This window comes from Paraburkholderia azotifigens, from assembly GCF_007995085.1.
Taxonomy (GTDB): domain Bacteria; phylum Pseudomonadota; class Gammaproteobacteria; order Burkholderiales; family Burkholderiaceae; genus Paraburkholderia; species Paraburkholderia azotifigens.
In genome coordinates this window covers 3,423,185-3,444,569 of record NZ_VOQS01000001.1, presented here as the reverse complement: position 1 = coordinate 3,444,569, position 21,385 = coordinate 3,423,185, and the positions used below count along the sequence as shown (strand labels likewise).

17 protein-coding genes and 3 pseudogenes are annotated in these 21,385 nt (G+C 59.0%); 12 read left to right on the top strand and 8 right to left on the bottom strand.

Going from position 1 to position 21,385, the window contains the following annotated elements:
• Nucleotides 1–630: 630 nt before the first annotated feature.
• On the bottom strand, nucleotides 631–1,380 hold the full coding sequence (locus tag FRZ40_RS15455) for an integrase domain-containing protein (protein ID WP_240057155.1): 750 nt from the start codon (nucleotides 1,378–1,380) through the stop codon (nucleotides 631–633).
• Nucleotides 1,381–1,478: 98 nt separating this feature from the next.
• On the opposite strand from FRZ40_RS15455, the pseudogene FRZ40_RS15450 reads away from it, so the two are divergent.
• Nucleotides 1,479–2,226, top strand: a pseudogene (locus FRZ40_RS15450) (IS630 family transposase); the annotation flags it as partial.
• 37 nt (nucleotides 2,227–2,263) lie between these two features.
• Here FRZ40_RS15450 and FRZ40_RS15445 read toward each other — a convergent pair.
• From FRZ40_RS15445 to FRZ40_RS15420, 5 genes and pseudogenes are all read right to left on the bottom strand, one after another.
• Nucleotides 2,264–2,560 carry a hypothetical protein gene (locus FRZ40_RS15445; protein ID WP_147234604.1) on the bottom strand — a complete coding sequence of 99 codons (297 nt, stop codon included), beginning with the start codon at nucleotides 2,558–2,560 and terminating at the stop codon, nucleotides 2,264–2,266.
• A gap of 14 nt (nucleotides 2,561–2,574) precedes the next feature.
• Entirely contained in the window at nucleotides 2,575–3,657 is a 1,083-nt protein-coding gene (locus FRZ40_RS15440; protein WP_147234603.1) for an IS630 family transposase, read from the bottom strand.
• A gap of 162 nt (nucleotides 3,658–3,819) precedes the next feature.
• Nucleotides 3,820–4,481, bottom strand: a pseudogene (locus FRZ40_RS15435) (Tar ligand binding domain-containing protein); the annotation flags it as partial.
• 131 nt (nucleotides 4,482–4,612) lie between these two features.
• Nucleotides 4,613–5,110: a hypothetical protein gene (locus tag FRZ40_RS15430; protein WP_240057154.1), complete on the bottom strand. Its 498-nt coding sequence runs from the start codon at nucleotides 5,108–5,110 to the stop codon at nucleotides 4,613–4,615.
• A 760-nt stretch (nucleotides 5,111–5,870) separates the two neighbouring features.
• Complete coding sequence (locus FRZ40_RS15420; protein WP_147234831.1) at nucleotides 5,871–6,845, bottom strand: IS5 family transposase; 975 nt, start codon at nucleotides 6,843–6,845, stop codon at nucleotides 5,871–5,873.
• 689 nt (nucleotides 6,846–7,534) lie between these two features.
• Here FRZ40_RS15420 and glmS point away from each other — a divergent pair.
• Together glmS and FRZ40_RS45725 are read left to right on the top strand one after the other, a co-directional pair.
• On the top strand, nucleotides 7,535–9,352 hold the full coding sequence (gene glmS, locus FRZ40_RS15415) for a glutamine--fructose-6-phosphate transaminase (isomerizing) (RefSeq protein WP_147234601.1): 1,818 nt from the start codon (nucleotides 7,535–7,537) through the stop codon (nucleotides 9,350–9,352).
• A 478-nt stretch (nucleotides 9,353–9,830) separates the two neighbouring features.
• Nucleotides 9,831–9,956 carry a hypothetical protein gene (locus tag FRZ40_RS45725; protein ID WP_275670998.1) on the top strand — a complete coding sequence of 42 codons (126 nt, stop codon included), beginning with the start codon at nucleotides 9,831–9,833 and terminating at the stop codon, nucleotides 9,954–9,956.
• A 145-nt stretch (nucleotides 9,957–10,101) separates the two neighbouring features.
• Here FRZ40_RS45725 and FRZ40_RS15410 read toward each other — a convergent pair whose 3' ends face one another.
• Nucleotides 10,102–11,991, bottom strand: a complete 1,890-nt coding sequence (locus FRZ40_RS15410) for a polysaccharide biosynthesis protein (RefSeq protein WP_147234600.1) — start codon at nucleotides 11,989–11,991, stop codon at nucleotides 10,102–10,104.
• 463 nt (nucleotides 11,992–12,454) lie between these two features.
• Nucleotides 12,455–13,117, bottom strand: a pseudogene (locus FRZ40_RS45000) (IS110 family transposase); the annotation flags it as partial.
• Between the two features lie 150 nt (nucleotides 13,118–13,267).
• On the opposite strand from FRZ40_RS45000, the gene tnpA reads away from it, so the two are divergent.
• The 9 genes from tnpA to FRZ40_RS15360 all read left to right on the top strand — a co-directional run bounded on the left by tnpA (nucleotide 13,268) and on the right by FRZ40_RS15360 (nucleotide 20,784).
• Entirely contained in the window at nucleotides 13,268–13,480 is a 213-nt protein-coding gene (tnpA, locus tag FRZ40_RS46125) for an IS66 family insertion sequence element accessory protein TnpA (protein ID WP_420873856.1), read from the top strand.
• Between the two features lie 114 nt (nucleotides 13,481–13,594).
• Nucleotides 13,595–13,762, top strand: a complete 168-nt coding sequence (tnpB, locus tag FRZ40_RS46450; RefSeq protein ID WP_477633948.1) for an IS66 family insertion sequence element accessory protein TnpB — start codon at nucleotides 13,595–13,597, stop codon at nucleotides 13,760–13,762.
• Between the two features lie 63 nt (nucleotides 13,763–13,825).
• A complete protein-coding gene (locus tag FRZ40_RS15390; protein ID WP_420873864.1) occupies nucleotides 13,826–14,557 on the top strand; it encodes a WbqC family protein in 732 nt (243 codons plus the stop codon).
• Nucleotides 14,554–15,171: a class I SAM-dependent methyltransferase gene (locus FRZ40_RS15385; RefSeq protein WP_147234599.1), complete on the top strand. Its 618-nt coding sequence runs from the start codon at nucleotides 14,554–14,556 to the stop codon at nucleotides 15,169–15,171. Before FRZ40_RS15390 ends, FRZ40_RS15385 begins: the two co-directional genes overlap by 4 nt.
• 3 nt (nucleotides 15,172–15,174) lie before the next feature.
• Entirely contained in the window at nucleotides 15,175–15,849 is a 675-nt protein-coding gene (locus FRZ40_RS15380; protein WP_147234598.1) for an acetyltransferase, read from the top strand.
• Between the two features lie 12 nt (nucleotides 15,850–15,861).
• Nucleotides 15,862–16,770 (top strand): glycoside hydrolase family protein, encoded by a 909-nt coding sequence (locus tag FRZ40_RS15375; protein WP_147234597.1) that lies wholly within the window; start codon nucleotides 15,862–15,864, stop codon nucleotides 16,768–16,770.
• 120 nt (nucleotides 16,771–16,890) lie between these two features.
• A complete protein-coding gene (locus FRZ40_RS15370) occupies nucleotides 16,891–17,844 on the top strand; it encodes a glycosyltransferase family 2 protein (RefSeq protein WP_205019772.1) in 954 nt (317 codons plus the stop codon).
• A gap of 29 nt (nucleotides 17,845–17,873) precedes the next feature.
• Nucleotides 17,874–19,031: a dTDP-4-amino-4,6-dideoxygalactose transaminase gene (gene rffA, locus FRZ40_RS15365; protein ID WP_147234595.1), complete on the top strand. Its 1,158-nt coding sequence runs from the start codon at nucleotides 17,874–17,876 to the stop codon at nucleotides 19,029–19,031.
• Between the two features lie 58 nt (nucleotides 19,032–19,089).
• The gene (locus FRZ40_RS15360) at nucleotides 19,090–20,784 is read left to right on the top strand and encodes a hypothetical protein (protein WP_147234594.1); all 1,695 of its coding nucleotides are present in this window, start codon (nucleotides 19,090–19,092) and stop codon (nucleotides 20,782–20,784) included.
• Nucleotides 20,785–21,385 lie beyond the last annotated feature (601 nt).

Here is a 21,385-nt window from a genome sequence, read left to right as displayed (position 1 = left end):
AACGCGCGACAGAAGGAACTACAAAGCGCCTTTATGCCAGGCTTCACAGGGTGGTGAGGTTTTGCCTGGACGCAGGCGCGCGCGTCGCTCGGCTGCATGTTGGCGCAGGCATGCATCTGGGGCTGCCCTAGCATAATCGTCCGTTGACCCGATGGTTACGCGCTATATTCTCCAGCGTCACCCTGTTGACAGGCTCTTTCTGCTTTTGTGAAGAACGGCGGGCGTCGCTACGCTGATCGTTGCAGTTGATCGACGCAGAAAGCTTCTTTTTTTCGCGCCTTTCCGGATAACGGCGTCAACTGGTTAACACCTGTCGGACCCGCTAGTCGCACGGGCACACAGTTCGCTCAAGGCGACGTCGGCGCATAGCGGCGGGAATAGACAAAGTCCGCAGCTATGCCGCCCCCCTCACGGAGAGGTGTGTCTTGCGCACCAAGGCGTGCGCAGCGGGTCCCTTGTCGCATTAATTCCCCGCCGCCCTTGCGCCATATCGCGCCTGTTTCGGAGCACATGGTATCGGCGACAACTATTCTCTCCTGCGGTCATCGTCTTTGACGACGTATGATCAGGTTCGTTTGTGAGAATGTCAGGGCACCGCCGCTGGACGTCGTGCCTGGCTGTACGGCTCAGCTACAGTGGCCCATCCCACGACACGTCGCAGTTCGGACCGGCCTTCGCCTCGCCCCCAGCGATTATCCGCCTTTGATTGGGCGGTGCAGCAGGCGGGATGTGGGTGGCCGACCGTGGCCCGTTGCCAGTAACCGGTAAAGGGTGGGCCTGCCGGGAGATTTTCAGGCTTTTGGCTGCCTCTGACTTGTTGCCGTCTGCGGCAACAACGGCTGCCATGGCCTCGTCAGCCGAAACGACGGGCCGGGAACGACGGTCGAAGGTGGCGAACGTCGAAATGTAGGCCGGAGCTTTCGCCGCCACACTATGTCCGGCCGCCTCCACCAGCCGCTGCATCGCCGCCCGGTGAAGCTGGGGATCGGGTCGGTGATCCGGTCGCTCGATCGGTGCGGGAACGCCTGTCACCTGTTCGTACATCCTTTGGAGATAGGCGCGGCGCAGTCCGTGAACCGTGACGCCCCTGGCGCCGTGCGTGATGCCCTCCTTTAGCAGGACATCGTAAAAGCGGGAATACCACTTTCGCAGTGACCACGGATCCGGAATCATGGATCCCGTACGGGGGTTCGCGAGCCGTGCAGCGAGGATTAGCAAGTCGTATTGCCATTCGGCATCGATCGGTACGACGCGTGGCCTTCCGCCTTTGGTGCCATCAGTCACGTGAAGGTGACCGGAGACGCGCAGACACTGCAAAGGACGCAACAGCATGCTTTCCTGCGCGCGCAGCCCAAAGGTCGCCTGGAGCTCCACCTGCATGGCGACCCATCCGTCCCGTTCGCACAGTCGCGCGATAACTTCATCAACTTGACATCCCCTCCCCCTCTCGCTGACGCTCGCCGCCGAAGACCGGGAATCGGGGCCGGCCCCCGGACGGCTCGACGCATTGGAGCAGCTACAAGCTTGCTGCGGCTCTGGGCGAGGTTGGCGCCTCGACAGTACAGCGTATCTGGCGCAAGCACGGCGTGCGCCCTCATCGGCTCGATACGTCATGGTCTCAAACGACCCAGACTTCGAGACCAAGGCTGCAGACGTGATAGGGCTGTATTTGAACCCACCTGCACATGCGGTGGTGTTCTGCGTGGACGAGAAGACGGCCATTCAGGCGCCGGATCGTAAGGATCGGATGTTACCGCTGTCGCCAGGCCGCGCCGAGAGCCATGGCTTCGAGCACAAGCGTAACGGCACGCTTAGCCTGTTCGCTGCGCTCAATACGGCAACCCCGGAAGTCGCGCCACGCCATACCAGCGAACAGTTCGTGGCCTTCCTCACCGACGTTATCGCCCGCCAGCGGCCCAAACAGGAAATTCATGTGATCTGCGACAACGTCAGCAGCCACAAGACCCCGCGCGTGCACGAGTTCTTGCAGCAACACAGGAACGTGCGGTTGCATTACACGCCGACCTATACCTCCTGGCTGAATCAGGTGGAAAACTGGTTCTCGCCATCCAGCGTGATGTGATTGCGCGAGGCATCTTCACCACGGTGAAGGACTTGGACCGCAAGCTAATGCGCTATATCCGCGAGCACAACAAAAATCCCAAGCCGATTAAATGGAAGTACGACGATCCATCGAGCCGAATTCGGCCGGTGCCATTTCAATGACGCAGTCGACTAGTACAACATCCCGGAATTAGATTTATTAATTATCCAGCTGTAAGTACGGGTGTAAGAGTGTGACGACGACATCGCCCATCTCCTCGAGCGAACCGGTTCCGGGCAGCGGTTCCCATCGTCCGTTGTGCGTGCGGAAGGCGGCGCCATAACGATTGCGGCCGAGTTCGGTGAGGCGCGCCACAACAGTGGGCTCCTCATCGTCCAGACGTTTGATCAGCAGGTGACGCCCGTAGGCTTGCGTAATGATCTGTTCATGGCCGAGCAAGGTGCGTAATTGACGCTGAAGTTCGGCCGCGTAATGTTTGGTGGGTATGGCTGGCACGTCGGTCCCCTCGATTACGTTGCGCCGGTTTGTAGCGGATAGCCCCGAAAACTCCATTTGAAGGGGCGCGCTGCCTGATTATGCTCGCGGATGAACTGCCCGGTGCGCTCGCGCAGGTGCGCGGTGCTGGTATGGCTGGCATGGCGCAATACCCGGCGCGTGTAGCGCGCAAACCATAGTTCGATCTGATTGACCCAACTCGCGTGCAACGGCGTGAAGTGAAAGTGAAACCGCTTGCCATGTCGCGCATTGAACGCCTGCCAGACGGCTTGGGCGCGATGCGTGTTTAGGTTGTCCCAAACCACGTGCACCTGCTTGCCCGGGTACGCAGCAGCCACGCATTCCATGAAGGCTACCAGATCGTCCTGGGTACGCCGCTCGCGGCACTCCGCCAGCACCTTTCCGGTATGCACATCCAGCGCGGCAATCAACGCCTGGGTGCCGTGCCGGATATATTCAAACTCCCGACGACGCAGCCGTCCCGTCGCCGGTGCACGCCCCGGATGCTTGCGCTCGATGGCCTGGACACCTGTCTTCTCGTCGATGCTGAGCACCACCGCGTTTTTGGGCACCTTGCGATACAGCTTGCAAATCACATTGACCTTCTCGCGAAAGGCGGGGTCGGGACTGTGTAGCCATTGCTGGATCCGGTGCGGGCGCACGTCGCCGGCCTGCAAGATCCGCTGAACATGGCTACGGCTGATCTGTTCGACGATGCCGCGCTCGATTGCGCGCGCCACAATCTCATCGAGCGTCGGCGTGACCCGCCCCTGCGGTTCCCGCGCTTCGCATGCCAGCGCAATCAATTCCAGTCGCGTTTCCTGCGTAATGCGCGGCGGACGACCACTGCGCTCACCTTCCCGAATACCCTGCGCGCCTTGCCGCGCAACGCGCTTGCGCCACGTGCTGACCGTCTGCACCGATACCCCGAGCTCTCGCGCAATCACGGTATTCGAGTGTCCCTCATGCGCCCACAACGCAATCCGGGCCCGCATCACATCCCGCTGCGGGGCCGTCTTCTGTACGATCAGCGACAGGAGTTTCTCTTTTTCTTTCTTCGTCAGCTTCACTGACGTTGCGTGACGGCCTCGACTCATCCTGGCATGATAGCCAAATCGTTTAATTATTCAAGACATTTGAGGGATGTTATACTAGTTGGCCGGGAAACGCGTTTATTCCCGCAGCAGCGCGGCGGCCTGAGCGCAACGATTGAACGACCAACCAGAAGTTAAGGTTATCCTCGGATCGCGTAAGTGACTCGTCTGGTTCACCGGCTTTACCACGGCCGCGGAAAGGCCCGCGCGCGCCATCGCGCCCACCACGAGGGCCGCTACGCCAATGGCGATGAAAAGGCCCGTCGAGATGGCGAAGCGCTTGCTCAGCTGATCGGACTGACGTTGCCGGTTGTCGGCCTGCGCGCGCTTGCGCGCGTCGATCGCCTTGGCGTACACGCTGTAAAAGCGGTCGGCCGTTTCGCCCTGAATCGTGCGGAAGGTGTTGAAGTCGTTGTCGACGAGCGCCTTGTGCTCCGGCTCGATCGCCTGGTTGACGAGCGCGGTGCGAGCCTGCGCAACCGTCTGCGCGAGCGTGCGCTATTCGTCGCTGCCGAACGGGCCGGCCATGTAGACGCGGAAGTCCTCATTTGACGCTTAGAGCAGCTTGTGCGCGGCCGCGAGCAGTCCGTACGTGTCCTTGCCGACGCTAAAGAGCGTCTCGTAGCTTCCGGGCGGCAGACGCACCTGCAAGAGCTTCTCCGAACTCGATGTGAGCGCGTGCATCGCGAAGTCTGCTGCACGTTCTTCAGGCCATCGTTGCTGAATTTCAGCGCGCCCCAACCGACTCCGATCACTGTCAAAAGAAACTCTGCAAAAATGCCGATGGCGAGCGTCAGCCCTTGTCGGGTAGTGAGGTTGTCGAGCATAGCGCGTTCGTCACGTTGCTGTCGGCAAGCCGGGACGGCTGCCCCATTGATAGCTAACGGCAACGGCGCACGAGAGAATCCATGACGCAGCATGTGGGATGGTGTCTGCAGCCAAACCCCACCGACGCGGCTCAGTCCGAAGTTAAGGACACCCGTCGGGTGGACCGTGCTTGATGGCGCTTGATGTGCCAAAGCATGGAGAAGCTCGTGCCAGCTACCGTAGGATAGCGATCGGCGTGACAGTTGTCGGACAATGGATCGCAGGCGATCGTCATCGTCTCCTTGTCCTTGAATGTAATTTTGACGATCGGACTCTCGAGTGCGCCCCGCTGCACCGGTTCCAGTTCGTAGGAACACGGGACTGTTTTCGGAGGAAAGCCTGTCCTGTCGCCCTTAATGAGCAACTTAGCAGATTTCGAAGACGGACCATCAAAGCGAAGTTCAACGGAATCGCTGTTGTCAGCGACGCCCGTCATCGAAAAAGGAGCAGTTGATTCGGCCGCGATGGTGGACAGCGATGAAGCGAGTAACGCTGCGGTCAGGCAGGTAAGAAGTGAGATTCGCATATTTGAAAAAAAGCCTTGGATACGAAGCGCATTATTGTCGAAAACGCTTCCACGTGCCGGCACGATGGCTCGCCTTACGAGCAGACCCGCGCAGGTCCACGTCTGAAAAAATTATAGGCGGCTTGAACGCGAAAGGTTTCGACGAGGCGCCGGAATCAGGTGTCACTAGAGTTCCCGGTAATCAGCCCCGTGCGCCCGTCAATCCGCTGAGGTAGGTTTTACCGTAGAGCGCATGTAACCAATTAATTCTTAGGAGCATCCCTTATGCGATCCACACCGCTGCATTTTGCTTCTTCAACCCTTCAGCTATCGCGTTGTTGCGTAACAAACTCTCTTCCATTTTCCTAGCGGAGCTTCCGCGCGGATCGCGATGAAGCTGCTATGCGTACAGGTAGAAGGCGTGGCGCAGACGGCCGCCCCGTCACTCTGAGCAATGAAAGTAAGTCGTTCGGAAGGAGAAGTATCGAAGCTTCAGCAACTGTCTCCAAAAGCATGTCGGATGGCTCGTTGGTGAGTTGCAGGAATGGATGAAGACTCGACCTTCGTACGACATACTGCCGCTATCGAGCGAACCGCAAACCGAAGGGATCTGCCTTGAACGCCGCATTCATATCGCCGGCGTATGGCGCCAACGCCATAATTCCAAATGAGGACACTTTCCGCGACCACTTCGCGCCGCCGACGCTAAGGCAACGCTGAACAAGCCGTTGTATTCATCGATTCGGGCGCAACCAGAGGCAGATTCATCTTGAGTGAAGCTTTCCGCCTGCATTTCTTGCCCACCAGGGCGTTGCGTACGGGCCTGCGACCCGCTTTTCGCCCATTACGGGCGGACCTGTGCCATCAATCGCCTGCGCGAGAGATAGACGTTGGTCAAGGCCAGCGCGATGAAGGCGCGATTGGCGTTCTTCGCCAGACCGCGATAGCGCACCTTCGTGAAGCCCCACAAGCGCTTGACGACAGCAAACACGTGCTCAACCCGAGCACGGATCTTCGACTTGTTGTGATTCTTGCCGCGCGCTACCTCGTCAACTTCGCCCGCACGGCGCGTACGCTGATTGGTGAAGTCGCGTGCCTTGGGGGCCTTGTCACGGATCAGCGCTTTCTGGCTCGCATAGGCGCTATCTCCATAGACGCGTTGCTCTTGCCCATGCAGCAATTTCGGCAGCGGATGTTTGTCGTGGACGTTGGCCGGCGTGACCACCGCGCTATGTGCCAGGCCGCTTTGACTATCGACCCCGATGTGCAACTTCATGCCGAAATACCACTGCTTGCCTTTGCGCGTCTGATGCATCTCAGGGTCGCGCGCCTGCTGCTTGTTCTTGGTCGAGCTGGGGGCGGCGATCAACGTCGCGTCCACGATGGTGCCGCTGGCAAGCTTCATACCGCTGGCTTGCAGCACCCGCCCCACCTCGGCGAAGAGCCGCTCACCCAGCTGGTGCTTCTCAAGCAGGCGCCGGAATTTGAGCAGCGTTGTCGCATCCGGTACGGCTTCGCAGCCCAGATCAATGCCCACAAAGCGACGCAGGCTGGCGCTGTCATACAGAGCCTCTTCGCTAGCGAAGTCGGCCAGATTGAACCAGTGCTGCACGAAGTGAATCCGCAGCATGCGCTCCAAACCAATCGGCGGGCGACCGTTGCCGCGTTTCGGGTAATACGGTTCGATTACCGCACACAGTTCGGTCCACGGAACGATCGTGTTCATCGTGTCAAGAAACTCGTCGCGTCGCGTGCGTTTGCGTCGGGTCTCGAACCCCGCACCTTGATCCGCGGCCATCGCGAGCGTCTGCTGCTTCATTGTCTTTTGCCTTTCTCGTTGCTTGTGCGCCCTATAACGCTTGACGCGCACAAGCGGTGGACTTAGCGGGTACGCGACCCGGCGGCGAATCAGCATCGCTACCCCTGTCAATAGCGCAATACAATCCCACGCCAAGGGCAAGCCGATATGCAACGCAACTTCTTTGATGATTTTCATAGCGGTCCTGATGCGCCCTTAGTTAGAAGTGCCGTTTCTTTGTGCGCGGCTTCAGTTGGATGCCATGTGCGATTCCCGGAGAACGCATGTCGGAATCCAAGTGATCGACGATCTATAAGACAGTAGCTGCGTCACCGGCGCATGTCTGCCTAAAGTCTACGAGTACGACGCACGAGCTGACCGCCATATCCATGGCGAACGTCTTTCAGTGTCACTCAAGCGCCACCGTTGAGTGGTGATTTTCAATAGTCGCACTTTCTTCGATAAGCAACAGTAACGCCAGAAAAAGTTGCGGAAAATCTCGCTCGACTGGACAGATTCTCGCCACGACAGTTTTGGTCGCGTTGCCGATCTACCGGACCGACCCCGTGCTGCTAGGCCAAATGCTAAAATCCCCTGTTCTGCGTCCGGTTAGGGGTTGTAGCTGAGCGTCATCGTTCGTCGTTTGTAGCGACCGTAAGTACACGGACTTACTGGTCGTAAGTCTATCTCGAGCAAGGGATCAAAAAATTATGTGCGGCATTGTCGGCGCGGTAGCGCAGCGAAATATCGTTCCTGTCCTGATCGAAGGACTGCGTCGCCTCGAATATCGCGGTTATGACTCGTGCGGCGTCGCCGTGCTGGCAAACCGCGAGCCGAAGCGCGCGCGCAGCGTAGCGCGCGTCGCCGATCTCGACGACCAGGTGCGCGAGACGCACCTCGAAGGCGCAACGGGCATCGCCCACACGCGCTGGGCCACGCACGGCGCGCCCGTCACGGACAACGCGCACCCGATCTTCTCGCGCAACGAACTGGCGCTCGTGCACAACGGCATCATCGAGAACTACGAAACGCTGCGCGAGATGCTGCGCGGCAAGGGCTACGAGTTCGTCTCGCAGACCGATACGGAAGTGATCGCGCATCTGGTGCATAGCCTGTATCGCGGCGATCTGTTCGCAGCCGTGCGCGAAGCGACGGCGCAACTGCATGGCGCGTACGCGATCGCCGTGCTGCACAAGAACCAGCCGCATACGGTGGTCGGTGCGCGTCAGGGCTCGCCGCTCGTCGTCGGTCTCGGCCAGGGCGAGAATTTCCTCGCGTCCGACGCGCTCGCGCTGGCGGGCAGCACGGACCGCTTCATCTTCCTCGAAGAAGGCGACGTCTGCGAACTGACGCTCGACAAAGTGCGGGTGTTCGATCGCGACGGCAATCCGGCTGACCGTGAAGTGCGTCAGGTTGCGGCTTACGGCGGCGCGGTCGAACTCGGCCCGTATCGCCACTTCATGCAGAAGGAAATCTTCGAGCAGCCGCGCGCGATCACCGACACGATCCCGCAAGCCGATTCGTTCGATGCATCGCTGTTCGGCGAACAAGCGGCCAAGGCGTTTTCGGAGGTCGACAGCCTGCTGATTCTCGCGTGCGGCACGAGCTACTACTCGGGCCTGACGGCGAAGTACTGGCTCGAATCCGTCGCGAAGATTCCGACGCAGGTCGAGATCGCGAGCGAATATCGTTATCGCGATTCGGTGCCGAATCCGAAGGCGCTGGTCGTCGTGATTTCGCAATCGGGCGAAACGGCCGATACGCTAGCCGCGTTGAAGCACGCGCAGTCGCTGGGACACAAGCACACGCTGTCGGTGTGCAACGTCGGCACGAGCGCGATGGTGCGCCTGACGGAGCTGTCGTTCCTCACGCATGCGGGCCGCGAAATCGGTGTCGCGTCGACGAAGGCCTTCACGACGCAGCTGGTCGCGCTGTTCGTGCTCGCCATGACGCTCGGCAAGATGCGCGGTCATGTCAGCGCTGCGCAGGAAGCGGACTACATCCGCCAGTTGCGCCACTTGCCTGCCGCGCTCAATAGCGTGCTGGCGCTGGAGCCGCAGATCATCGCGTGGTCGGAAGAATTCTCGCGCAAGGAAAACGCGCTGTTCCTCGGCCGCGGCCTGCACTATCCGATCGCGCTGGAAGGCGCGCTCAAGCTCAAGGAAATCTCGTACATCCACGCCGAGGCTTATCCGGCGGGCGAGCTGAAGCACGGGCCGCTGGCGCTCGTGACGGAAGCGATGCCGGTGGTGACGGTCGCGCCGAACGATGCGCTGCTCGAAAAGCTCAAGTCGAACATTCAGGAAGTGCGCGCGCGCGGTGGTCAGCTGTACGTGTTCGCGGATGCCGATACGAAGATCGTCAACGATGAAGGGATTCACGTGATCCGCATGCCGGAGCATTATGGCCTGCTGTCGCCGATCCTGCACGTCGTGCCGCTGCAACTGCTCGCGTATCACACGGCTTGGGCGCGCGATACCGATGTCGACAAGCCGCGCAATCTCGCGAAATCAGTAACAGTCGAGTGAATCTACTGGACGCGCATTTTCGTCGTCCACGGTGCTTCGTTCAGTAGTGCCGAAATGCAAGTCGCCTCCAATTGCGGCCCCATTATCTTCCCGTTGCAGTCAAGCGTGCTTCCGGCTGGCGACGAGATTGTGCGTTTGCTGGCCAACCCCGTTCTACGGACTCATTCGGAACTCGCCCACGTCTACCGAACTGTATCAGAATGTTACGCACGACCACTTACGCCGTGATGCCTTCCTCTACGTGAGGCAATCGTCGCTACGCGAGATCTTTGAGAACACCGAAAATACGAAACGCCAGAACGCTTCAGTTAGACGAGCGCACCATGTCACTGGACTGTGCCATAGAATGCATCCACGCCATCAACACCGATCCTAGCCCTTTTCTGCTTTGTCGTTGTGTTCGCAGCGACTTACGTGTCGCTCTATGTCAGCATCAAGTGGAGCGACGCACGTCAACGCCAATACGGGCCCGGAACGCATGGCCTATTCCGAAACGGCGGATCAACAGGACGACGCCGATCTCGTGGACGTTGCGCTGACCAAGAATGGCCGTCGCGACGGCTGCGATGTCGAAGGTCGTGCATTCGAATGGGAGTTTGCCTGATCCGTGCCGGTTTGGGTTCTAGGGACGGCGGTTCCGTCCGCCACCTTTGGGGGCGGGCAAGAACCTTTCCATTACCGAGTGTTCGCGCTCCAAAACCCACCGTGAAGCGACATCGGTAAAAAAGGCGCGATCGGCGGCTTGTTCGCTACATCGAAATGCGTTGGCCGACGGGCGGCGGCACGCTGCGCAGCGGCGGCGTGACCAGCGTCGGCTGATATTCCGCGACCCAGCGGCGCAGATCGCGACGCACTTCGTCGTCCGTGAGCACGCGGTGTTGCATCAGCCACGGAAGCAGTTCGTCGAGCAGATTGTCAGGCACGCCGCGCGCCTGCGCGATGCGCAGCCTCGGATGCGGCGTACGTGTGGTCGTTTCCTCGTCGGCGAGCAGTTCTTCGTATAGCTTCTCGCCAGGACGCAAACCCGTGAACTCGATGCGGATCTGCTCCTCGGTGAAGCCATACAGCCTGATCAGATCGCGCGCGAGATCGACGATCTTCATCGGCTGGCCCATGTCGAGAATGAAGATCTCGCCGCCATGCCCCATGCTGGACGCCTGCAGCACGAGCTGCGACGCCTCTGGAATCGTCATAAAGAAACGCGTGATTTCCGGATGCGTGACGGTCACCGGACCACCCTTGGCGATCTGCTGCTGGAACTTCGGAATCACGCTACCTGCACTGCCGAGCACGTTGCCGAAACGAACCGTCTCGAACTGCGTACGCTCGCTCGTCTGCTGCAACGCCTGACACGCCATTTCAGCAAGCCGCTTGCTCGCACCCATCACATTGGTTGGGTTGACGGCCTTGTCGGTTGAGATAAACACGAAATGCTTCACGTTGTGCCGGATCGCGGAGCGGGCAACACGATAAGTGCCAAGCACGTTGTTGCGCACCGCCTGCCACGCGTTCAACTCTTCCATCAACGGGACATGCTTGTACGCGGCGGCATGGAACACGATGTGCGGCAGATAACGCGACATAACCTGGTCAAGAAGCAGCGAATCCTTCGCGTCTCCGACGATCGGGACGACTGACACCTCAGGGTAGCGGTCGCGTAATTCTTCGATCAATTTGTACGTTGCGAATTCGGAGAGATCGAACACGACGAGCTGTGCCGGAGTAAAACGCAGAATCTGTCGACACAACTCAGAGCCGATCGATCCGCCCGCGCCTGTGACCATCACTATGCGGTCACGCAGCAATGCCTCCACGTGCGACATGTCGATTTTCACCTCGGCTCGACCCAGCAAATCCTCAAGATCGATTTGGCGAACGCGCGACAGAAACGCCTGGCCTTCGGTAAGGGTTGTGAGTGCGGGCAGAACCATTGCGCGAACGCCAGCGCGCACGCAAATCGTCGCAACGCGACGCTGGTTCTCAATGGAGGCCGAAGGAATCGCGATAATTGCGTATTCCGCTTTGAGCTCCTCGGCCCACCGAGGCAAGTCGCTGATTGGGCCAAGAACCTTGTAACCGTAGATCTCGCGGCCGTGCCGGGAGGCATCGTCGTCGAGCAAGCCGACGAGGCGCCATTCGCCGGAGCGCGACAGTTCCCGGGCAAGGCTTGCGCCAGCGCCGCCGGCCCCCAAAACGATCACCGGCTTGCCTTGGGAAATGAGGCCACCGTAAAGACGAAACTCTTTCGACGCGCGGTAAAGCGCGCGCGAGCCACCCATTACAAGGAACAACAGCAGTGGCGAGACGATCAGGACCGAGCGCGGAATAATCGGTGAAGGCTGCACCATCACGGACACAATCATGACGACGAGCCAACCCGAGACGACCGATTTCGAAATGCGCATCAGGTCAGGCAAGCTGGCGAACACCCACATGCCTCGATAGAGGCCGAATACGCGAAACGCGATCCCATATATGGGAAGAACCCAGATGATCGCTCTCAGCGAACTGGTCCAGAACTCAGGCGGAAGGGAGCCATTAAATCGAATCACATATGCCGCAAACCATGTGCCTGCGACTGCGCATAAGTCGAACAGGAAGGCACCAAATGACAGCAATGCGGCTTTTTGTCGGAACATCGGCTTTACACTCCAGATTGCCTAGATTTCGTTGCATGAAAACAACGCGAATCAAGGCCAATGGCCGCGCAGGTGCAACAAGCACTCGGTTCTTGCGATCACGCGCCGCCCAATAGACAATTGCAGACCAGTCGGATGTCACGCGACAGATATTATTCCTGCCGGGTGCCCAGTATGCGACTTGCGAATATCACCCATCGCTGATGGCAACCTACCGGTCTCATCCTGATTGTAACTCTCCCGTACGCGTCGCGGCCTACAACTCCGGGATCACGCGTAGGCTGGCCGTGCCTGCTTGATTGCGGCAAACGGAGGTAGCAGGCCTGTTCGCCACAAACGGACTTCGTAGTAGTCGTTGCACGGACAGAGGCCCGCCCGGGAGATCTGGTGGGCGGCATCGGGGAAGCGCGTCATATCGACGCCGACCTCAGCCAGGATCCTGGGCAGTCACGTCACTCACCCCGGGGATGGTGGTCAGCAGGCGAACGCACTGCCGGATCGGCGCCAACGCTTTTCCCAAGGTAGTGTCCAATTCGGCGAGCGTGTGCATGGGCGGTAATGCGCCCGCGCAGTGCCTCGCGCAGCACGGGCGCCTTCTTGCGCGTTGCCTTGGGCCAGTGCGGCCAGCCGTTCTGGATCGTCTTCACCGGCGACGATGGCATCGAGCATCGCGCGGCCGCTGCAGCCGAGCACGTTGGACAACACGCTGCCAAGCTTGAGATTGGCGTCCTCGAGCACTTTCTGAATGCGCAGGCTGTGCTGGGCGAACTCGCGCACGAGTTGTTTGCGCGTGCGGGTGAGGTCGCGCAACTCCTGTGTTGCAGCAGGCGGCGCGAAGCTGGAGCGGATCAGGCCATGCGCGAGCAGCTCGGCAATCTGCGTCGCGTCGTTGACGTCGGTCTTGCGTCCAGGGACGTTGCGGATTGTGGCGGACATTGGCCAGGACCAGCTCGAACCGGCCTTCGAGGATGTGCCAGACCGGTTTCCAGTAGACGCCGGTCGCCTCCACGGCCACGTGCGTGCAGCCATGCAAGGCAAGCCAGTAGCCGAGCGCGAGCAGTCCGGTCGTGGTGGCAGCGAAGCTGCGCACTTCGCGATGCTGCGGGGCGGACACGCAGGCCACAATGTATCCGTCAGCACATCCCGTCTTGAGCCGAAGTTAGCGCGGTGCGAAGGTGCTTCCATCGTAAATACCGGAGCTACGTGATGGAGGACGCAACAGATGTCGGGGCTTGCTATGTGCCGACCTAGGCAAGGCGAGGCATTTTGACTAGAAATGGTCGTGGCGTGGAGAGCGAGCGGATCGGGTGCACGACGTTTCTGCCGCGAGCAGGGACTGGCAGTCAGTACCTTCGGTTTGTGGCGCAAGAAGCTCGCGGAAGCAACCACGGCACCGGCGAGTTCGCTCGCGATGACGCCCGGACGCTGCGTTTGTCGCCGCACATTCGGACGCAACTCCAGTCGCGACGCCGTCATCGAGCGTGGATAACTTGTCCTCTCGTGATCGCGTGATCGTGACGCTCGCCGGTGTTCGCATTGAACTGGTTGGGGTTCACGCCGAGCGCATTGTGCGCTTCGTGCTCGGACAGCTTGGCGGTGCACGGTGTTGATCGCCGCGGACGTCCGAGCCTTCATCTATCGCGAGCCGGTCGACATGCGCAAGTCCATCGACACTCTGTCGTATCTGGTGGAACCGCTGCTTGCGCAGAAGCCGGCTTCGGGCAACCGCGTCAATCGTCGTCGAGTACCCTTACGACAGGTTATAATTTGACATTACGCCCATGCGGTGCTTCGCACCGACCAAGCCTCTCGGGCAACGACTTATTTGAGCCAATTGAAAACCTCTCAGCGCAGCGTTGCGATTGTCCAGTCGTGTTATATCCCATGGAAGGGCTATTTCGACATGATTGGTTCAGTTGACGAATTCATCCTCTACGATGACATGCAATATACGCGTCGGGATTGGCGCAACCGGAACCAGATCAAGACTGCGCAGGGCCTCCTGTGGCTGACGGTTCCCGTGAAGGTGAAGGGCAAGTACCTGCAGACGATCCGCGAGACTGAAATTGACGACCAGCGCTGGCGCAGCGATCACTGGAAAGCGCTGCAACAGAATTACCGCCGCGCACCGTATTTCGAGCAGATCGCGGCCGCGCTGGAACCGTATTACCTCGATCGCGAGTTTACCCACCTGTCCGAGCTCAACCGAGCCCTGACCGAAGAGATCTGCAAGCTGCTGGACATCACGACAACGCTGAAGTGGAGCTGGGACTACACGCTCGCCGACGGCAAGACCGAGCGGCTCGTGGATCTGTGCAAGCAAGCCGGCGCAACCACTTACATTTCGGGCCCCGCTGCGCGCGACTATATCGAGCCGGAATTGTTCGAGGCGGCGGGCATCGAGTTGCGCTATTGCGATTACAGCGGATACGCGGAATACCCACAGCTCTGGGGCGAGTTCCAACATAGTGTAAGCGTGCTCGATCTGCTTTTCAATTGTGGCCCGGACGCACGTCAATACATGAAGTTTCCCGCCCTGCCATCGAACCAGCCAGAACGATCATGAACGACTTGCTTTCGTCTGTTGCACGCTATTACACGGACAAGATTCAGCGCTTCGGCAGCGAACCGCGTGGCGTCGACTGGAATGGCCGCGAGGGCCAAGTGCTGCGCTTTGCCCAGCTATGCAAAGTGCTGGATCCGGGCGCGCCGTTTTCGGTGACGGACGTGGGCAGTGGTTACGGCTCGCTGCTCGAATTCCTTGGAACGAATTTCCAAAGCTTCGACTACATCGGCGTTGACATCGCCAACGCGATGGTCGACGCGGCCACGCAGCTTCATGCGGATAAGGCGCACGCGCGGTTCGAACTCGGCACGCGGCCATCGCAGCCCACAGACTTTGCGGTCGCAAGCGGAATCTTCAATGTCAAGCTCGAGAGCAGCGACAGCGAGTGGCGTTCGTATATCGAAACGACGCTTGAGAACATGCATGAGTTCACTACCAAGGGCTTTGCGTTCAATTGCCTGACCTCGTATTCCGATCAGGACAGGATGCGGCCCGATCTCCACTACGCCAATCCTTGCGAGTTGTTCGACCTATGCAAGCGTAAATACTCCCGCAACGTGGCTTTGCTGCATGACTACGGCTTGTACGAGTTCACCATTCTCGTGAGGAAATGACCGATGACCGAACCGCAAACTCCGCTTGTCATATTCGGTACGGGCCAGATTGCCGAGCTTGCTTGGTTCTATTTCACTCACGATTCGGCTTACCATCCTGTTGCCTTCACGGTGGACCGCGCCTTCGCCGACCGCGATACGTTTCATGGCCTGCCTGTGGTGCCCTTCGACGAACTGCCGCAGCGTTACCGGCCGCAGGACGTACAGATGTTCGTCGCGTTGAGCTATGCGAAGGTCAACGCCGTGCGCACCCAGAAGGTTGAGGAAGTACATCAGGCCGGCTACCGTTGCGCCAGCTACGTCAGCAGCCGCGCCACGGTCTTCTCTGACTTTGCCGTAGGCGAGAATTGCTTCATTCTCGAAGACAACACTATCCAGCCATTCGCGCAGATTGGCCACAACGTCACGCTGTGGAGCGGAAATCACATCGGCCACCATTCGGTGATCGAAGACAACTGCTTCATCAGTTCGCACGTTGTGATTTCCGGGGGCGTACGCGTTGGTGCGAGAAGCTTCATCGGAGTAAATTCCACTATTCGCGATCACGTGACGATCGGCGAGCGTTGTGTCATCGGAGCAGGTTCATTGCTGGTTGCCGACGCGGAATCGGAAGGTGTGTACTCCGCGCCGGCCGCCGAGCGATCGCGCGTGCCCAGTTCAAGACTGCGTAACATCTAAGGAGCCACGAAGATGCGCTGGCGAAAGCTTGGCAACGTGTTTTGTGCCGCCGGAGAACATCCGTGGATGTTGACGCACGCAGCGAATCCCGTCGTGGAGTGGCGGCACGGCGACGTCTTTCGCATCTATTTCAGTGCGCGCGATGCGCAGCGTCGCGCGCACATCGGTTACGTCGACATCGACCTGAACGCTCCCCAGATTATCCTGTCCCTGTCGGACACGCCTGTGATCGCTCCAGGTGAGACCGGACTGTTCGACGACAGCGGGACCTCCATGGGGTGCCTCGTGCATCACAACGGCAAACGCCACCTGTACTACCTCGGCTGGAACCTCGGCGTCACTGTGCCGTGGCGAAACTCGATCGGCCTTGCCGTCAGCGAGGGTGCGGATTCGCCTTTCGTCAAGGTGTCCCGGGCGCCGATCATAGACCGGAGCGAAACCGATCCGTTCTCGATTTCCTATCCATGGGTGTTGATCGACGGCGACCGCTGGCGCATGTGGTACGGATCGAATCTGTCGTGGGGCACGGGTACCCGGCAAGAAGAGATGAGCCACTTGTTCAAATACGCCGAGTCGGACGATGGCCACACCTGGCGGCGCGACGGCGCGATTGCCCTGCCCTTCAAGGACGAGACGGAGTACGCGATGTCCAAGCCGACCGTTGTGCGCGACGCGGATCTCTATCGCATGTGGTATTCGTATCGCGGTAATGCCTACCGCATCGGATACGCGGAATCTCCCGACGGAGTCTCTTGGACGCGGCGCGACGAATTGGCCGGAATCGGTCCGTCTGAATCAGGCTGGGACGTTGACACTGTGTGCTATCCGTGCGTGTTCGATCACGGCGGCGAGCGTTTCATGCTGTATAACGGCAGCCGCTATGGCGACACCGGGTTCGGCCTGGCTGTTCTGGAAAAGTAATCAATGAGTGGAGCAAATTGCTGCGGAGGAGCAGGGTCCGCGCTATCGTCAACATCAAACGATCAAATCGCCAGCAAATCGCCAGCATCTGGACAAGAGCACGGTACCGCCGCGGCCTATGTGTCGTCGACTCCGGAAATCAGCGTAGTCGTTCCGTCCTATGGATGCCTTGGGTGTCTGGAGGCATTGTGTGAGCGGCTTGATAATGTGCTTCGCCCGCTCGTACCGTCGTTCGAGATTGTCATCGTCGACGATCGCAGCCCTGACAATTCGTGGCCGCTGATCGAACTGCTCTCGACGCGCTATGTTGCCGTGCGCGGGATCCGCTTAAGCCGCAACTTCGGACAACAGGTTGCCATCACAGCCGGACTCGAGGCGGCGCGTGGCAACTACGTCGTGGTGATGGACTGCGATCTGCAGGACCCGCCCGAGCGCATCCCCGATCTCTACCACGAGGTCAGACAGGGCCATGACCTGGTTTTGGCGAGGCGCGTGGAGCGAACTCATGCCGCATCGCGGCTGCTTGCCACGAAGGTGTACCATGCTCTGATGCACCGCCTCACCGGCCAGTCGGTGGACGGTGGATATGGCTCGTTTAGCATCCTCTCGCGCAAGGTAGTGAACGCTTTCCTGTTGTTCGGCGAACGCGAGCGGCACTTCATCCTGATCCTGCGCTGGCTCGGATTCGACTGTGGCACGATCGAGTACGCTCACGGCGAACGCCATGCCGGGCGCAGTTCCTACAACCTGTTCAAGCTGTTGAGGCATGCGCTCGGCGGGATGTTCTTCCATACCAGCGTGTTTCTGAACTGGATCATGTACACCGGGCTCTTCTTCACCGTCGCGAGTTTCGGCACCGGGGCCTATTTCATCTACCGGCACTTCGTCGCATCGTCGTTGCCTGGCTGGACCAGCCTGGTGGTTGCCGTGCTTTTTTCGACGGGTTTGATACTCGCCAGCCTTGGAGCAGTGGGACTTTATATTTCGCGCATCTTTGAGATGGCAAAGGGACGCCCGCTCTATGTGGTAGATCGCGAGTGCGGACCGAACGCCCGCACTCGTGCTGAGCCATAAGCCTGATACAAGAACTTGCTGGAAGCAATATGGACACAAACAAAGACAGACCTATCCCGTTCAATTGGCCGAATATGACGGGCAAGGAATTGCACTATATCGCCGAGGCGCATTTCAATGGACGTCTTGCTGGCGACGGTCCGTTCACCAAGCGCTGCCACGCGTGGCTTGAGGCGCGCACGCAATGCGCCAAGGCATTGCTTACGCATTCCTGCACAGCAGCACTGGAGATGGCTGCGCTGTTGCTGGACATCGAGCCCGGCGCCGAGGTGATCATGCCGTCGTACACCTTCGTGTCCACAGCAAACGCATTCGTGCTGCGCGGTGCCGTGCCCGTATTTGTAGACGTGCGGAACGACACACTCAATATCGATGAACGGTTGATCGAGTCCGCAATCACCCCTCGCACACGAGCAATCGTGCCCGTGCATTACGCCGGCGTCGCGTGCGAAATGGACACGATCATGGCAATTGCGGCACGCAATGGATTGAAGGTTGTGGAAGACGCTGCGCAAGGTGTCATGGCGACGTACAAGGGGCGCGCGCTCGGAAGCATCGGCGATCTCGGCGCGTACAGCTTTCATGAAACCAAGAACGTCATTTCCGGCGAGGGCGGCAGCTTGCTCGTCAACGATCCACAACTGACTCCGCGCGCCGAAATCATTCGGGAAAAGGGCACAGACCGGAGTCGCTTCTTTCGCGGTGAAGTAGACAAATACACCTGGCAGGAAGTTGGATCTTCATTCCTCCCCGGCGAACTCACGGCAGCCTTTTTGTGGGCTCAGTTCGAAGAGGCTGACAAAATCACCGAGCGACGAATGCTCAGTTGGAATCGCTATCACGCTCTACTCGAATCGTTCGAAGCCAAAGGCGTGCTGCGACGACCCATTCTGCCCAAGGAGTGCCAACACAATGCACATATGTACTATGTGCTCCTTTCGTCGGAGGTCAACCGGCAAGCGGTTCTCGACGACTTCAGACGCAATGAGATCTCTTCCGTGTTCCACTATGTCCCGTTGCATTCTTCGCCGGGCGGATTGAAATATGGTCGCGCGCATGGTGATCTGTCGATCACGGATTCGGTCTCGGAGCGCTTGGTGCGATTGCCGCTTTGGGTCGGTCTAACGGAGGCCCAACAAGACAAGGTGGTGAATACCTTGAGTAGGTCGGTCAAGCTCAATGAGTGACTGCCGCCACTCCGTTTGAAACATGGCAGATTGTCTATTATGCGGAATTCCTACCAACTTGATCTCAAACTCAAAACAAGAGACAGCCAATAGCAACCTGGTACGGTGGGCAGACAATCTGTCATTGTTCGTGTTGTGTGTATGGGTTGCGATCATCGCCACGGCCATTCTCGTGCCTTTATACAGTGATGAAATCGCAACGAAAATGATGCAGGCCGCGGCAATCACGAATGGCTGGAAATTTAATACGCTATATCCGGAGTGCCACTCCGATTTCTTGCTAAACATTCCCTTGTCGATGCGCCCGGCTGCATTTGCGTACGAGATGCTATACGCCAAGGCAACGCCGCTTGGAATAAGGATAATCTCCGTCGTGACGGCCTTGTGCTGCGGTGCCTTGCTGGCCCTCGCCGTTCGTTGGGTGTTCTCGCATCGCCGTCTCTACCTGCCGGCGATGGCTGTCGTCGCTGCCATAACCGGCCTTGGCGTTCTGCCGCTGACCCTCGGACTGGCGCGGGCCGAACAATGGCTGGTCCTGTTACTGACGCTATTCGTTCTATTCCCGGCCCTCGTCGAACGCATAGCCCGCCCCGGACAGCGAGCGCGCCGGTTGGCTTGCCTCATCGTGTTTTGCTTCGCGGCAAGCTTTTTCTTCTACAGCCACCCGAAAGCGGTCTTTTTCTTTCCCGTCGTCATCGTATCGGCGTGTTTCAGCTTCCGGTCCCGCAATATCGCGCTGTGTACGGTCGCGGTCGTTTTCGTACTGGCGTGTACGGTCCAAAGCGTTTCATTTTCGTCCGGTGCTACAAAATGTGAGGATGCTCCCATCTTATCCGGCCTGCTTGCCTCGCAAACGACGGCGCTAGGCATGTTGGCCAAATCCCCTACGACGTTTGTCCACGAGTTGTTCACCAACCTGACGTCAGCTCCATACGCAATCAACGCCTATCTGACGTTCCAGGAAAATTACCAGTCCGATTGGTTGCCGTCGATGAATAGCATTGCCGGCGTGCCGTGGATTGCGCTCACCAACGTAGGCATCAAAGCGGCTCTCGCACTTGCAATCTGGCTAGCGGTGCTGATTCCACCGATCAGCGTTGTGGTAGCGCTTCTGCGAAGGATCGCCGGATATCGCGCCGCCCTTATTGCCACCCTTTGGATCGGACTACTGGGTCACCTGATGTTGTACAAGGTGTGGACGTTCTACGGCGGCAGTCTAGTCGTGCCGTTGGCCGCATTACTCATGCTCTTGTGCGCCGGCGTGCCACGCTGGGACAGCCGTTGTCAAATGTGGGCCGCCGGCATATTGGCGCCGCTGTTTGTGGTTTTCCTGACGAGCGCGTTAGTGTTCTTTACGACTGTTGTACCTCGCCTTGTCACCACCGTTCATCCCGTGGGAATCGGCCTGCCAAATCAGGCACTCTCTATCCCGACATTCAAGTTTGCCGAACAGCGAGAGCAGGTCCGAAAGTTCGCCCGCAAGTGCGGCCTCGAAGCAGATGGCGCGCGACGTCTTGTAGTCGACAATACAACCTATTTTGCATTTGACGGCCTACGCGAACCGTTGCATCTCGCGTATCTGAACGAGGGTAACTACGGTGCCGATTTCAAAGGAGACCGGATGGGCAACCTGCTGTTGAAGATCGGCGTCAAAGGCATCATCGGTCAGTGTACGTTCTTGGCACCACACTTCGAAGCAGAGGCGCTCAAGGACGGGAACCTATGCTGCCTAAAACTCGACGAGTCGAGATGATCAGGTTCCGAAGCTGTCGCACGCGAGATTGGTGCGGGCAATGCGCAGCCGATTGGCGTCGTGCCATGCGACATCCGTGAGCGACGCAACGTCACAGACCTCGAGGACATTGCGATCAGTCAGCCGGTGGAAACTCCGTCTTGACGGTGTGATGCGATCAGGCGGACGCTGGCTGCCAGCGACGGTGCAGAAGTTCTTCGCTATAAGTTCTAAGGCATGCGCGCGGAACCTCACTTGTCATACGGTCCCGGCACGAATTTCGCGGGTGCTCCAAGGCAAACGGCAACCAGATCGTCACGCCGGGTAATCGAATCTTTTTCAGGCCACCGCCGATCAATGCATAACCTTTCTGCCCATGCTTCCTCGTCCGGTGTCGTCGTAAATCCGAACCGTGCGCCGGTGGCATCAACACTTCGCCAAATGTCCGCAGAGCGGTTAATCATGTGATCGGTTTGCCCTTCATGGCACAACAGGTAGACATCCCGTCAGCACTCGCCAGTACGAGTATGCCCGAACCGCAAGATGCATCGATCAGGAAGTATCTCGGCTACCGGTGGGCACCAGCCAAAAGCGCCATCGGCTGGCGCCTAAGTCGATCCTG

Excerpts from the sequence above, each read along its gene's own strand:
- FRZ40_RS15455 (WP_240057155.1), bottom strand. The coding sequence starts at position 1,380 with ATGCAGGTGGAGCTCCAGGCGACCTTTGGGCTGCGCGCGCAGGAAAGC.
- FRZ40_RS15440 (WP_147234603.1), bottom strand. The coding sequence starts at position 3,657 with ATGAGTCGAGGCCGTCACGCAACGTCAGTGAAGCTGACGAAGAAAGAA.
- FRZ40_RS15420 (WP_147234831.1), bottom strand. The coding sequence starts at position 6,845 with ATGAAGCAGCAGACGCTCGCGATGGCCGCGGATCAAGGTGCGGGGTTC.
- glmS (WP_147234601.1), top strand. The coding sequence starts at position 7,535 with ATGTGCGGCATTGTCGGCGCGGTAGCGCAGCGAAATATCGTTCCTGTC.
- FRZ40_RS45725 (WP_275670998.1), top strand. The coding sequence starts at position 9,831 with ATGGCCTATTCCGAAACGGCGGATCAACAGGACGACGCCGATCTCGTG.
- FRZ40_RS15410 (WP_147234600.1), bottom strand. The coding sequence starts at position 11,991 with ATGTTCCGACAAAAAGCCGCATTGCTGTCATTTGGTGCCTTCCTGTTC.
- tnpA (WP_420873856.1), top strand. The coding sequence starts at position 13,268 with ATGGTCGTGGCGTGGAGAGCGAGCGGATCGGGTGCACGACGTTTCTGC.
- FRZ40_RS15385 (WP_147234599.1), top strand. The coding sequence starts at position 14,554 with ATGAACGACTTGCTTTCGTCTGTTGCACGCTATTACACGGACAAGATT.
- FRZ40_RS15380 (WP_147234598.1), top strand. The coding sequence starts at position 15,175 with ATGACCGAACCGCAAACTCCGCTTGTCATATTCGGTACGGGCCAGATT.
- FRZ40_RS15375 (WP_147234597.1), top strand. The coding sequence starts at position 15,862 with ATGCGCTGGCGAAAGCTTGGCAACGTGTTTTGTGCCGCCGGAGAACAT.
- rffA (WP_147234595.1), top strand. The coding sequence starts at position 17,874 with ATGGACACAAACAAAGACAGACCTATCCCGTTCAATTGGCCGAATATG.